General features: G+C 59.3%; 13 protein-coding genes. All 13 read right to left on the reverse strand.

The features are described from left to right. Positions 1 to 73 precede the first annotated feature (73 nt). Positions 74 to 1,228, reverse strand: a complete 1,155-nt coding sequence (locus tag ACNAZA_RS11355) for an acetyl-CoA C-acetyltransferase (protein ID WP_415796678.1) — start codon at positions 1,226 to 1,228, stop codon at positions 74 to 76. Further along, positions 1,225 to 2,370 carry an acyl-CoA dehydrogenase family protein gene (locus ACNAZA_RS11360; protein ID WP_415796679.1) on the reverse strand — a complete coding sequence of 382 codons (1,146 nt, stop codon included), beginning with the start codon at positions 2,368 to 2,370 and terminating at the stop codon, positions 1,225 to 1,227. Before ACNAZA_RS11360 ends, ACNAZA_RS11355 begins: the two co-directional genes overlap by 4 nt. A gap of 19 nt (positions 2,371 to 2,389) precedes the next feature. After that, a complete protein-coding gene (locus tag ACNAZA_RS11365) occupies positions 2,390 to 3,544 on the reverse strand; it encodes an acyl-CoA dehydrogenase family protein (protein WP_415796680.1) in 1,155 nt (384 codons plus the stop codon). A 29-nt stretch (positions 3,545 to 3,573) separates the two neighbouring features. After that, a complete protein-coding gene (locus tag ACNAZA_RS11370) occupies positions 3,574 to 4,332 on the reverse strand; it encodes an enoyl-CoA hydratase family protein (protein WP_415796681.1) in 759 nt (252 codons plus the stop codon). 11 nt (positions 4,333 to 4,343) lie between these two features. After that, positions 4,344 to 5,432 carry an NAD(P)H-dependent flavin oxidoreductase gene (locus ACNAZA_RS11375; protein ID WP_415796682.1) on the reverse strand — a complete coding sequence of 363 codons (1,089 nt, stop codon included), beginning with the start codon at positions 5,430 to 5,432 and terminating at the stop codon, positions 4,344 to 4,346. Further along, complete coding sequence (locus ACNAZA_RS11380) at positions 5,429 to 6,337, reverse strand: enoyl-CoA hydratase (protein WP_415796683.1); 909 nt, start codon at positions 6,335 to 6,337, stop codon at positions 5,429 to 5,431. Before ACNAZA_RS11380 ends, ACNAZA_RS11375 begins: the two co-directional genes overlap by 4 nt. Before the next feature lies 1 nt (position 6,338). Next, positions 6,339 to 7,109, reverse strand: coding sequence for a CoA-transferase subunit beta (locus ACNAZA_RS11385; protein ID WP_415796684.1), 771 nt, complete (start codon positions 7,107 to 7,109; stop codon positions 6,339 to 6,341). Between the two features lie 9 nt (positions 7,110 to 7,118). Next, positions 7,119 to 7,997, reverse strand: a complete 879-nt coding sequence (locus ACNAZA_RS11390; protein ID WP_415796685.1) for a CoA transferase subunit A — start codon at positions 7,995 to 7,997, stop codon at positions 7,119 to 7,121. 11 nt (positions 7,998 to 8,008) lie between these two features. Next, the gene (locus ACNAZA_RS11395) at positions 8,009 to 8,914 is read right to left on the reverse strand and encodes a VOC family protein (RefSeq protein ID WP_415796686.1); all 906 of its coding nucleotides are present in this window, start codon (positions 8,912 to 8,914) and stop codon (positions 8,009 to 8,011) included. A 322-nt stretch (positions 8,915 to 9,236) separates the two neighbouring features. Continuing rightward, on the reverse strand, positions 9,237 to 10,319 hold the full coding sequence (locus ACNAZA_RS11400) for an alkene reductase (protein ID WP_415796687.1): 1,083 nt from the start codon (positions 10,317 to 10,319) through the stop codon (positions 9,237 to 9,239). A gap of 18 nt (positions 10,320 to 10,337) precedes the next feature. Continuing rightward, positions 10,338 to 10,985 carry a nuclear transport factor 2 family protein gene (locus ACNAZA_RS11405; protein WP_415796688.1) on the reverse strand — a complete coding sequence of 216 codons (648 nt, stop codon included), beginning with the start codon at positions 10,983 to 10,985 and terminating at the stop codon, positions 10,338 to 10,340. Positions 10,986 to 10,998: 13 nt separating this feature from the next. Beyond that, on the reverse strand, positions 10,999 to 11,766 hold the full coding sequence (locus ACNAZA_RS11410; protein ID WP_415796689.1) for an SDR family NAD(P)-dependent oxidoreductase: 768 nt from the start codon (positions 11,764 to 11,766) through the stop codon (positions 10,999 to 11,001). A gap of 12 nt (positions 11,767 to 11,778) precedes the next feature. Then, positions 11,779 to 12,513, reverse strand: a complete 735-nt coding sequence (locus ACNAZA_RS11415; RefSeq protein ID WP_415796690.1) for an SDR family NAD(P)-dependent oxidoreductase — start codon at positions 12,511 to 12,513, stop codon at positions 11,779 to 11,781. Between the last annotated feature and the right edge of the window lie 43 nt (positions 12,514 to 12,556).

Consider the following 12,556-nt stretch of genomic DNA (forward strand, 5'->3'; position numbering starts at 1 on the left):
TGGCTGACGCAAGTTTCACCCCTGTGAGCAGACAACAAAGGCGGACACCGTCAGGTGTCCGCCTTGCAGCCGATCAGAGGCGCTCGATGATGGTGACGTTGGCCTGCCCACCACCCTCGCACATGGTCTGCAATCCATAGCGACCACCCGTACGCTCGAGCTCGTGCAGCAAAGTCGTCATCAGCTTGGCTCCCGAAGCGCCGAGCGGATGACCCAGAGCAATCGCGCCCCCGTTGACATTGGTCTTGGCGTGGTCGTAGCCGGTTTCCTTGAGCCAGGCCATGACCACGGAAGCAAACGCTTCATTGATCTCGACCAGATCCATGTCGGCGAGCTTCATGCCGGCCTTCTTGAGTGCGTACTCGGTCGCCGGAATCGGGGCTGTCAAATGCCAGATCGGGTCATCAGCGCGCACGCTCATGTGGTGAATACGGGCACGTGGCTTGAGGTTATAGCGTTTAAGCGCTTCCTCCGATACCACCAGCACGGCGGCAGCCGCGTCGCAGGTGGAACTGGAAACGGCCGCCGTGATCGACGGATAGGTTGGGTCCACTGGCGCCAGGGTCGCCATCTTCTCCAGCGTGCTCAGGCGTGCGGTTTCATCCATCTTGAAATCGCCAAACGGTACGATTTCGCGGTCGAAGCGACCTTCGGCGATGGCTTTGAGCGCTCGGTCATGGCTTTCCTTGGCAAAGACCTCCATGTCAGTACGGCTCACTCCCCAATGGTCGGCAATACGCTGGGCCGCGTAGAACTGGTTGACCGGCGCATTACCAAAGCGCGCCTGCCAACCCTTGCTCTCGGCAAATGGCGTGGTGAAACCCAGCGCCTGACCGGCAATCATGGCCGAGGAGATGGGAATCGAGCTCATGGTCTGCACACCGCCGGCCAGTACCACATCCTGCGTGCCGCTCATCACGGCCTGCGCTGCGAAGTGGATGGCCTGCTGAGACGATCCACACTGGCGATCCACCGTGGTGCCTGGCACATTCAAAGGCATGCCGGCCGCCAGCCACGAAGTGCGGGCAATGTCGCCGGCCAGGGCACCGACGGTGTCCACGCAGCCAAAGATCACATCGTCATAGTCGGCAGCAGGCACGTCATTACGCTCGACCAGCGCCTTGATGACATGGGCTCCCAGATCTGCGCCGTGCACATGGGCCAAAGAACCCTTGCGCTTGCCTGTGGGAGAACGAACGGCGTCAACAATATAGGCTTGCGCTCTCATGCGGCAACCTCCTCGGCAAGCTGCTTGCACTGTCCCTGCGGCAGCGAGGCACAGCGACCGAGAGCGGTATCCCTATCAAAAGTCGAGCCTGCGCCCAGGGGGGGATTCTGGCTATGCAAAAGACGACCTGCCAAACGTGCCATATGGAAAACCTTGTCACCCCAGGCGGCATCCAGCACCCAGGCGCGCTTCATGAACATCTGCAGATCCACTTCCCAGGTGTAACCCATGGCACCGTGCACCTGCAGACCGTTGCGCGCGCCAAACCAGCCCGCTTCGCCCGCTTGCACCTTGGCATGCGAGATACGTGTTGCGGCATCGGATTCCTCGTGCTGCAACGCATAGAAAGCGCGGTACAGCACGGGCTTGGCAAATTCGATCTTGGTCACGATGTTGGCCAGATGGTGTTGCACGGCCTGAAAACTGCCGATGGCCTTGTCAAACTGCTTGCGCTGGACCACATAGTCCACCGACAAATCGAGCATGCGCTGGCTCAGTCCCACGAGCTGGGCTGCAGCCGCCAAAGCACCGCGCTCGCCCGCCTGATCCCAGATCTTCTGACCCGTGACCGCATCGGCAATGCGCGTTTGGGCGCCAGGCGTCCATTGCACATCGTAGAGACGGCGCGAGGAGTCGATGCTCTTGCGCTGCTGAATGACGCATTGCTCGGGCAGCACGGCATGCAGCTCAATGCCGCCATCTACGGCATGCGGCAGCAGCAATACATTGGCCAGCGCTGCGTCGGAAACTGTCGGATTGAGCGGATGTCCGACCGCCACACGACAGCTGCCATTGGCAATGCCTGGCAGCCATTTTTCGCGCGCCGCATTGCCCACCGGCAAGGCGGCCAGCATGCCAGCTCCCACATAGGCGGTATCAACCAGCGAATCGGGCAAGGCGTAGTAGCCGACTTCCTGCAGCAGCAAAGCCCAATCCACATCGGCCATGCCCATGCCGCCATAGGCCTCGGGCACCGACAGCCCCATCAAGCCCTGCTCGGCAATCTTGGCCCACAGTTCGGGGCTGCGACCGGTTTCGGTTTCCCAGACATCGCGCAGCATCTCTGGCGCGGCTTCGGTCATCAAAAAGCGGCTGACCGAGTCACGGAAGGCAATCTGATCTTCAGAGAATGTGAAATCCATTTTTGCTCTCCTCAAACTCTCAGGACTTGGGCAGACCCAGCATGCGCTGGGCAATGATGTTGCGCTGAATCTCGTTGCTGCCCGCATAGATGGGACCGGCTTGCGAGAACAGAAAACCTTCCAGCCATTCGTTGGCTTCATGGTCGTCCAGCAACTCGGCGCGCGAGCCCAGAATGCGCATGGCCGTTTCGTTGATCAGAATGTCCAGCTCGGACCACACCAGCTTGTTGGTGCTGGCCTCGGCGCCAATCTGCGAGCCCTTATGCATGCGCCCTACCGTGTGATAAGAGGACTGGGTATAGGCCTCGGCGCCCATCCAGGCACGCATGATGGCATCGCGAATAGAACCGTCACGATCAGCCACAGACTGGTTGCGCTGGTACAGCTCGACGAGCTTGCGCACGCTGTGCTGATAGCGCGCGGGCGAACGCAGCAGCAGACCGCGTTCAAAGCCGGCCGTGGCCATGGCCACGTTCCAGCCCTTGCCTTCGGCACCGAGCAGGTTCTCTACGGGCACTTCCACATCGTCAAAGAAGATTTCTGCGAAATGCTCTTTGCCCGCGATATCGCGAATCGGGCGCACGGTGATGCCTGGCGTGCTCAAAGGCACGAGAATGTAGCTCAAGCCATGGTGGCGGCTGGAGCCCGGGTCGCTGCGGAACAGGCCAAACAGCCAGTCGGCAAACACGGCACGTGTGGACCAGATCTTCTGGCCGTTGAGCACATACTTGTCGCCCGTGCGTATGGCGCGGCTGCTGATGGCTGCCATGTCAGAGCCGGCATTGGGCTCGGACCAGCCCTGGGCCCACATATCCTCACAGCGCGCCATGCGCGGCAGGAAGCGGGCCTTTTGCTCCTCGGTACCGAACTCCATCAAGGTCGGGCCCAGCAGCAGGATGCCGTTCTGGTTCACGCGCTGAGGCGCATCGGCTGCCCAGTACTCTTCTTCAAAAATCAGCCATTCGTTGAGGTCGCAGCCGCGTCCGCCCAACTCCTTGGGCCAGGTCACGCTGCTAAAGCCTGCCGAGGCCAGCTTCGCCTCCCACTGACGATGCTGATCAAAGCCTTCACGCACATCGTAAGTGGTGAGCTTTTCGCGCGGTACGTTGTCCTTGAGCCAGGCGCGCACTTCGGCGCGAAATGCTTTTTGCGCGGGGGTGTAGGTCAAATCCATGATGTGGTCTCCTCCTGTGCAAGAAGTGCTTAGAACTTGGCTTCGCGCTTTTCCACAAACGCATCGCGCGTTTCGGCGGAATCGGGGCTCATATAGGCTTGGAGCGTGAAGCCCTGCTCCCAGCGGTATTTGTCTTCCAGATTGCCGTCTTCAATGCCGGTCAGGCATTCCTTGGCAATGCGGATCATGGCCGGGCTCTTGGCTGCAATCTTTTCGGCAATCTGCATGGCCGTTTCACGCAGCTGGTCGCGTGGTACAACACGCTCGATTGCACCCCAGCGCAGCGCTTCGGCCGCACCAATCATCTCGCCCGTAAAGAACAGATAGCGCGTTTTTTGCACGCCAAACATGCGCTGCAGATGCGCAGCGCCACCCATGGCGCCGCGATCAACTTCAGGCAGTCCGAAAGTTGCGTCTTCCGCAGCGATCACGATGTCGGCTGCTCCACAGATGCCGATGCCTCCGCCCAACACAAAGCCGTGCACGGCCACAATCACAGGTACCTTGTTCAGATGCACGGCCTTGAAGGTGGCGTAGTTACCGGCGTTGACATCCAGAATAAGCTTGTCGTTAGCAGCCAGCTCCTTGATGTCCACACCTGCGCAAAAGCCCCGGTTTTCTGCGCGAATCACGATAACGCGCACTTCGGCGTTGTTGCCCAGAGCCTCGATTTCCTTGGCAAGCCCATTCCAGCCGGCTGCGTTCAATGCATTGACCGGCGCGCGGTCAAGCACCAGTTCGGCCACACCGTTGTCGTGAATAGTTGAATGGAATTGTTGGAAAGACATATGAGAATTTTTCAAACGGTAGTCAGTTGATTGATTGCGCTGCGGCGCTCCAGAGCCTGCTTAACGATCCCCGATATCACGGTTTCACAGCTATCGAGCTTTTGGATCAGCGAAGCCACCTGCCCAGCCGACATCACTCCGTCTGCCGGGTCGCCATGCACCATGGACCGCTGCAGCAGCATGGGCGCGTTGGCAGCCATCACGGTCTGAGCGACCGAGGAGGAGTCTTCACGCAGGGCCTTCATGAAAATGCTCACTGCCTGAGCTGTAGTCATGCCGGTTTCGGATTTCCACTGCAGTGCCAGACCCAGAGCAATGCGCAAGCGCTTGACCGGGCTGGCCTTTTGCAGCATTGCCAGGTATTCGTTGGGAATCATTCGCTGTGGCATGCCATCCACCAGATACGACACAGCGATCTTTTCCGCATCCTTGGTGGCCAGATAGCGCTGCAGGGTCACATCAGGAACCTTGGAGTCACTGGTCATCAAAAAGCGCGTCCCCATGGCAATGCCTGATGCGCCATAGGCCAGTGCAGCCAGCAGGCCGCGCCCGTCATAAAAGCCACCAGCGGCCACCACCGGCACGCTCACTGCATCCACCACCTGGGGCAACAACACCGTGGTGGGGACACTGCCTGTGTGGCCACCGCCTTCACCACCCTGCACGGTGATGACGTTGGCGCCCATCTCAATGGCTTTTTGTGCGTGCTTCAAAGCCCCTACGGTCGGCATGCAGACAATGCCGGCATCCCGCAGACGGCCAATCACCTTCTTGTCCGGACCGCGACCATAGCTCACCGCCCGTAGGCGGTACTTCACAGCCAGGTCCAGCAGTTGCTGTGCATTGGGCTGAAACATGTGAAAGTTCAGACCAAAAGGCTGGTCACCCGTCAAGCGCTTGACCTTGAGGATTTCGTCCTCGATCTTGTCGGCGGCAATCGTGGCTCCAGCCAGAAACCCGAAGCCACCGGCATTGGTCGTTCCGGCCACCAGATCAGCCCCTGCCACATAGCCCATGGCCGTTTGGATGATGGGGTAGCGGCAGCCCAGTAGGTCGCAGACCGGGGTGCGCAAGCTGCTCATATCGTTCATATTGCTCATGCCTTAGCCTCTTTTTTGTTGGCTTCGGCCATGGTCTTGGCATCGTGCCCACCAAGATGACCACTGCCCAGAGCCATGCTGTGGGCATGCGCAAAATGGTGATAGCCGAAGGCCATTTCCATCGTTGCGCGCAAGCCTTGCAACTCTTCTGCACGGTTGATGACAGTCTTGGTCAGCGCCAATCCCATGCGTGGCTGAGCACTCATTCGATGGGCAATCTCCATGGTTTGCTCTTGCAGCTGATCGCGTGCAAAAACACGGTTGACCATGCCCATCTGATAGGCACGCTCCGCCGTCATACGCTCGCCCAACAGCAAGAACTCCTTGGCGATGCGCGGGTGCAACTCATGTGCGTGGGCGAAATACTCCACGCCGGGAATGCCCATGCGCACCACGGGATCCTGAAAGAACGCATCCTCGCTGGCAATGATGAGATCGCAGACCCAGGCCAGCATCAGGCCGCCAGCCACGCAAGCGCCCTGCACCATGGCAATCATGGGTTTGGGAATGTCGCGCCAGCGGCGGCACATGCCCAGGTACACCTCCTGCTCCCGGGCAAACAACTGCTCGCCGCCGGGCTTGTTGGTATGGTCCCACCAGAGGTGCTTGCGATCAAAGCTCTTGTTGATATCGCGTCCAGGCGTACCAATATCGTGGCCGGCACTGAAGTGCTTTCCGGCACCGCAAAGCACAATCACCTTGACCGCATCGTCGTCCGTCGCCTTGCGAAAGGCTTCGTCCAGCGCATAAGTCATCTGCGAGTTCTGCACATTGTTGAATCCGGGACGATTCATGGTCACCGTGGCGACCCCGTCCCTCACGCTGTAGAGCACAGGCTCATCCGTCTCATAAACGGCTTTGTCTTCACGCGAGACAAACTCGCTGGGGGTCGCCAGGTTCTGCATATCAGGCTCCCAGAACGCTCGCACGCATATTGTGCGGATCCAGCTGGGCCAGCATTTCCAGCTGTTCCGGGGTCGGATCCGCCGTTTGCGGCACATGGTCTGGGATATGCAGAGGAAATCCCGTCGCATCCTGCACCTGTGCCGCCGTGACGCCTGGATGCAAGGACACCAGACGTACCTGATAGTTGGGGCCACCAAAGTCCATCACGCACAAATTGGTGTAGATGAAACGGATGTCCGTGGTTTCCTCCAGCGTCCAGCCCTTGGCCAGCCGAGCGGGGTTGTAGCCCACAGCACCGACCATGTCCACCTCGCCTTCCACAAATACCTTGCGGTTGTGGTTGGGCACAAAAAAGGAATTGGCGTGGTTGATGGAGTTGCCGGGAAAGCCGCGTACCCCCAACATCATGGCCTTGGGGCGCGCGTAGTCGTCACCGACCATGGAAATGTTGGCCTGACCGAATCGATCGACCTGCACCGGACCCACCATGGCATGACGCTTGCCGCCCCAGACATTGTCGAAAATGCGCGAAAAACCCATCCAGCTTTCACGCCGGATCTGATAGTCTCCGCGCGGCCCCACGGGCACAGGCTCGCTGACAATCCAGGCTTCTGAGTCCGTCATCATGAGGTCGGTATTGATCGACTTCATGCACAGCGATGCCGCCAGGCGTGGCACCAGGCCAATGCCGGTTGCCAGTACTTCGCCATCATCTTTCCAGGACTGAGCTGCGGCGCAGATGATGCGATCCACCAAATTAATTTCACTCATCTCCACTCCTTAAAACACGGGCAAGGGCAGACGCTTGATCGTGTCCATGCCACCCACTTTTTCCAGATACTCTTCTTGGCTGCATTGCACGTACTTCTGCACGTACTGCTCCCAGCCTCCGTCTTCCTTGGCGCTGGCCGCGTATTCCTTGAAATGCTTGATGTCAAAGCCATACAACGGAGCGTTTGATGCGGGATGTGCGCCACCAGGCAAATGCACCACACCGGTAGTTTCAGAACGCTCCCAGAACACCAGCCGCGCGCTGTCCGCCGACTCAAAGCTACTGGACTCCACCAGCTCGTCGCAGCTCACATAGGTTTTCTTGGCTGCGCGTGCGTACAAGTCGTCCATGTAGACATCGGGACCGCTGATCTGGCAGACACCACGCGCATCCGCCTTGTCCACATGCAGCAGCGCTACATCCAGTTCGATGGCGGGCATGGCCACCCATTCCTTTTTGTCGTAAGGCGAGTCGATCACACGAATCCCAGGGTTGTGCTTGACCAGATCCGAGCCCAGTCCGATGCGAGTGGGGATGTAGGGAACACGCATGGCTGCAGCCTTCAAACCCAGCACCATCTGCCCCTCGTCGATTTCCACCACTTCGATCTCACCGTTCTGGCGAGCCTTGCGAAAGTAGGGCTCCAGCGGAATGAAATCCAGCGTCACAAAAGCAAAAATCAGCTTTTTGACTTTGCCCGCAGCGCAGAGCATGCCTACATCTGCGCCGCCATAAGACACCACGGTGAGATCCTTGAGATCGCTGCGCAGCAGCTCACGCACCAAAGCCATAGGCTTGCGACGTGGTCCCCACCCACCAATGCCAATCGTCATGCCATCCTTGATCGAAGCGACGACATCCTTCGCGTTCATTACCTTATTAACCATTTTTAAGCCTCCTATGCGTTTTCAGCGGTGCGACCGACACTGAAGTCATGTCCCCAAAGACTGACCGCTGTGAATTCATGCGTGATGTGCTGCGCCCAATCCACAATGGCGCCGCCAAAGCCGTACTCCACATCGAAATTCGATGGCGAGCGCATGTAGAAAGAAATCATCTTGTCGTTGGTGTGCTGGCCCAGCGTGGCCGTCAGTTGCACGTTCTGTGCTTTCATGCGATCCATGGCGCGGCCCACTTCAGGCATGTTGTCCACTTCCACCATCACGTGTACGCAGCCCGAAGGAGCCGGAAACTCGGCCAGCGCCAAGCTGTGGTGGCGAGCGTTTTCGCAGTGGAAAAAGTGGATGCGGATGGTGGGGCCGGCATCTCCCGCGGGCTTGAAGTTGTAGATGTCCGACAGGCCAAAGCCCAACACGTCGCGCACAAAGGCCACGGTCTTGTCGAAGTCCGGGGCGGGCAGCACGGTATGGCCCAGACCGTAATCGCCGGTAATGAATTTGGAGACACCCTGGGGAGAGGCAAAGTGGGTGAAGTCGGACTTGAAGCCCCAGACAATCTCGTGGCGGTTGCCCGAAGGATCCCTCACCACGGCCAGCTGCTGCACCTGGCGCTTGGCACACAGTTCTGCGCTACCCAGTTCGTAGCCGACCTTGCCAGCATCCAGCACCTTCAGGGCTTGCTCGAAAGCCTCCTGGTTCGCGACTTCCCAGCCAGAGGCCAGATATTTGTCATTGCGTCCGGGCTGTACCTGAAAGCGAAACTGACGCTCATCCATCTTGATCAGCAGGTCACCGTCGGTGGATGTACTGGGCATCATGCCAAGCACATCACGTGCGTAGCTGACCCAGCGATCCAGATCAGAACTCTCTGCAACGACGTAAGCAAGTCCACGTATTTCCATCATGAATGCCGGGCCTCCAACCCAAATATTTGTAGATTGATGGCATTCATTCTGGGCAGGATCAGCACCAGAAACATCGTCCGTTGAGACTAACGAAATTCCACTTTCTGCAACTAAATTAATAGCACCACACGCTTTATTCACAAGGAGCACTGGTAGTTACCCTGTTGAAACATCAGCCACTTGAGGCACCGCCGCTGGTTTGCCGTTCAACACTGTTTTCAAGTCAATGAAAAAAAAACGCCGCACTCCCGAAGGAGATGCGGCGCAACACGATGAACTCGTTGAAGTAACTGAACTTGACGGCGATGGTTCCTGTCGGTCTTCAGGCGGCCTGCATCTCGGCGGCCGATGCATAGTCGTTGTAACCCTCATCACCTGCGGTGTAGAGCGTCTTGCGATCAAACCTGGCCAGCGGCAGACCCTGGCGCATGCGCTGCACCAGATCGGGATTGCCTATGAAATGGCGGGCAAAAGACACCGCCTGCCCCTGGCCAGCATCGAGCGCCGCTTGCGCGCTCTGGGCATCAAAGCCGTCGTTGAGAATCAGGTTCTGGCCAAAATTCTCGCGTGCCAGCTGGAAGGCATCAATGCTCGGGTCAAACACCGCACGCATCACATGCAGGTAGGCAATGCCCAGCTTGGCGGACTGGCGCATCAATTCGCCATGCGTGGCGGCCGAGTTTTCGTCCGAGGTGTCGTTAAAGGTATTGCCAGGATTCAGGCGCAAACCCACGCGGTCCACACCGATGACCTCGGCCATTGCGGCCAGGCACTCAACAGCGAAACGGGAGCGACTGGCGGCATTGCCGCCGTACTCGTCGGTGCGCTGATTCGTCGCGGAACTCAGGAACTGCATGCACAGATAGCCGCTGGTGCCGTGCAATTCCACGCCATCAAAGCCGGCATCCATGGCGCGCTTGGCTGCAGCCGCATGCTCGGCGACCGCCTGGCGTACTTCCTCGGTCGTCAGCGCATGGGGAACTTCATAGTCCTGCATGCCTGCCGCATCGGTCCAGACCTGGCCCTGGGCCTTGAGTGCCGAAGCCGATACGGTACGCACTCCTTGGGGCTTGATATGGCTGCTGCCAATACGGCCGGAATGCATGACCTGCAACACGATGGAGCCGCCGCGCCCATGCACCGCATCCGTCACACGACGCCAGGCCTGTACCTGTGCTGCCGTTTCAATGCCGGGCTGGCGGCAGTAAGCCTGGCCGATGACTTCAGGCCAGGTGCCTTCCGCCACGATCAGACCCGCATCGCCGCGCGCACCGTAGTGCTTAGCCATGGCTTCCGTAGGCACGCCGTCCGGAGTTGCGCGGTTGCGCGTCATGGGCGCCATAACGATACGGTTTTGCAGCGCAATCTTGCCCAGCATGATGGGTGTAAACAGTGTGGTACTCATCCGCACTCCTAACTTTGCTTAGCGAACACGCATGCGCGGTGCGGGGGTATCGCGGCGCATGGTCTTGAGAAACTGTTCCAGCGGCGCGGGAGCTGCCACCTGGGGCAGGACATCCTTGTCCGGACGATTCGCCCAGAACTCCTTCCAGCTGGGAAACAGATCGTGGAAAGCGCCGTGATAAGGCTCGCGACCTGGCCAGCGCATCTTCATGTCGCCTATGGGCGGCTTGTTCAGATCGGTGGCATACCAGTAGCAAGGCAGGCGGCGGCGGAAGAACCACTGACCATCCATGCGCTCATAGTCATCCCAGTACAGCATCTGCATGATGACCCACTCGGCACCGCACTCATGCTCGTTCTTGGAGTAGACGACGCCCGTGGCATGGTCCTTGTCCACAAACTCGATGATGTGCTGGCCCAGGTGATGGGAGGTGCCCGTGAACTGGTCACGCAGCGTGCTGTCCTGCCAGGCCATGAAGTGCGCGCGCCCCACTTTTTCCTTGCCCACCCGTATATCGGGCGCAAACAGATTGACGTGAGCCTCCATGTCGCGCATGTCCAGCGACAAAGAATATTTACCCGCCAGCTGGCGGATGGCATCCAGCGACTCCAGACGGTCGATGCGCTCGTCCAGCGTGTTTGGCCATTGATTCACGGATTCACTCATCTCGGCCATCCTCTTACAGCGCAGTCACCAGAACGGCAGAGCGACCGCCATCCACGGGCAGTGCAGCACCCGTCACATAGCTGGCTTCATCGCTGGCCAGGAACAAGATGGCATTGGCCAGCTCATAGGACTGACCCACACGGCCCATGGGAATGAGCTTTTCGGTGGTCTTGCGCGATGCGTCATCGGCCAGCATGCCCGCCGTTGCTGGTGTCTCCACCACGGCAGGAATCACCACGTTCACACGCACGCCGGCGGGCGCGCCCTCAGCGGCCGCAGCACGCGAGAAATTGATGACCGCAGCCTTGGCCGCCGAGTAGCCGGACATATACGGCGTGCCCAGCGTGCCGCAGATGGAGCTCAGATTGACGATGGAGCCGCCCTTGGCCTTCATCAGCTTCAATGCCGTGCGCGTACCCCAGAAAGTACCGTCCACGGACGTACCGAAGTTGGCTTGCCAGTCCTGAGTCGTCATGGAGTCGATAGCACCCCAGGTATAGGCCATGGCGTTGTTCACCAGAATGTCCAGACCGCCGTGATTCCTGGCGGCCTGCTCCAGTGCGCCCACGATCTGAGCTTCCTGACCCACATCGGCGACCACGGCCTCAGCCTTACCGCCAGCCGCCTTGATCTTGACCACAACAGCATCAAGCGGTTCTTGGCGGCGACCGCAGATCACCACGGTTGCCCCCTCTTGTGCGAAACGCTCGGCGGTTGCAGCACCGATACCGGAGCCGCCACCCGTTACAAAAGCTACCTTACCTTCCAGACGCTTGCTCATCTTCATCTCTCCTTACAGGAAGGCGCTGCCGCCGTTGACCGCCACGTTCTGACCGGTCACAAAGCTGCTGTCATCGCTGGCCAGGAACACTGCGACTTTGGCGATATCGTCTGGCTCGGCCATGCGGCCCATGGGAACGCCGGCGATGATGGCATCGGCCCATTCCTGAGGAATGCCTTGCATCATGGGTGTGTTGGTGGGGCCTGGAACCAGCGTGTTCACGCGGATACCCTTGGGAGCCAGCTCCTTGGCCATGCCGCGCGTCAAGCCCATCAGCGCTGCCTTGGATGCGCAGTAGTGCGCAGGGCCATCGCCGCTGATGGCCGAAGTGCTGGAGATGTTGACGATGGTGCCGCCGGTTTGGGTTTCCTGCATCAGCTTCACGGCCTGGCGGGCGCAGTAAAAAGCGCCGTTGAGGTTCACGCCGATCACACGAGCCCAGGTTTCATCAGGAATGTCGACAAACTGGTCTACCGAGCCCACACCGGCGTTGTTCACCAGCACGTCCACCTGCCCAAAATCCTTTTTAATCTCGGTGAACAGCTTTTCGACTGCGCTGCTGTCGGCCACATTCACAGAACGGGCGGCATGCTTGCCGCTCTTGCCGTCCAGCGTCTGCTTTGCCGCCTCTTCGTTCAGGTCCACCGCCACCACGGTGGCACCTTCGTCAGCGAAACGTTGGGCAATTGCGCGGCCCATGCCTTGACCTGCACCTGTGACTACGGCCACTTTCCCAGCTAAACGCATACATGTCTCCTTGTTGATTTGCGATCGACGCATGGAGACAGCT

Origin of the sequence: Comamonas aquatilis (assembly GCF_965139575.1) — a bacterium.
In the GTDB taxonomy this organism is placed as follows: domain Bacteria; phylum Pseudomonadota; class Gammaproteobacteria; order Burkholderiales; family Burkholderiaceae_C; genus Comamonas; species Comamonas aquatilis.

What these genes read in the sequence shown, in the direction of transcription:
- ACNAZA_RS11390 (WP_415796685.1), bottom strand. Translation starts at nt 7,997, where the DNA reads ATGGTTAATAAGGTAATGAACGCGAAGGATGTCGTCGCTTCGATCAAG.
- ACNAZA_RS11375 (WP_415796682.1), bottom strand. Translation starts at nt 5,432, where the DNA reads ATGAGCAATATGAACGATATGAGCAGCTTGCGCACCCCGGTCTGCGAC.
- ACNAZA_RS11405 (WP_415796688.1), bottom strand. Translation starts at nt 10,985, where the DNA reads ATGAGTGAATCCGTGAATCAATGGCCAAACACGCTGGACGAGCGCATC.
- ACNAZA_RS11365 (WP_415796680.1), bottom strand. Translation starts at nt 3,544, where the DNA reads ATGGATTTGACCTACACCCCCGCGCAAAAAGCATTTCGCGCCGAAGTG.
- ACNAZA_RS11380 (WP_415796683.1), bottom strand. Translation starts at nt 6,337, where the DNA reads ATGCAGAACCTGGCGACCCCCAGCGAGTTTGTCTCGCGTGAAGACAAA.
- ACNAZA_RS11410 (WP_415796689.1), bottom strand. Translation starts at nt 11,766, where the DNA reads ATGAGCAAGCGTCTGGAAGGTAAGGTAGCTTTTGTAACGGGTGGCGGC.
- ACNAZA_RS11400 (WP_415796687.1), bottom strand. Translation starts at nt 10,319, where the DNA reads ATGAGTACCACACTGTTTACACCCATCATGCTGGGCAAGATTGCGCTG.
- ACNAZA_RS11360 (WP_415796679.1), bottom strand. Translation starts at nt 2,370, where the DNA reads ATGGATTTCACATTCTCTGAAGATCAGATTGCCTTCCGTGACTCGGTC.
- ACNAZA_RS11395 (WP_415796686.1), bottom strand. Translation starts at nt 8,914, where the DNA reads ATGATGGAAATACGTGGACTTGCTTACGTCGTTGCAGAGAGTTCTGAT.
- ACNAZA_RS11370 (WP_415796681.1), bottom strand. Translation starts at nt 4,332, where the DNA reads ATGTCTTTCCAACAATTCCATTCAACTATTCACGACAACGGTGTGGCC.
- ACNAZA_RS11385 (WP_415796684.1), bottom strand. Translation starts at nt 7,109, where the DNA reads ATGAGTGAAATTAATTTGGTGGATCGCATCATCTGCGCCGCAGCTCAG.
- ACNAZA_RS11415 (WP_415796690.1), bottom strand. Translation starts at nt 12,513, where the DNA reads ATGCGTTTAGCTGGGAAAGTGGCCGTAGTCACAGGTGCAGGTCAAGGC.
- ACNAZA_RS11355 (WP_415796678.1), bottom strand. Translation starts at nt 1,228, where the DNA reads ATGAGAGCGCAAGCCTATATTGTTGACGCCGTTCGTTCTCCCACAGGC.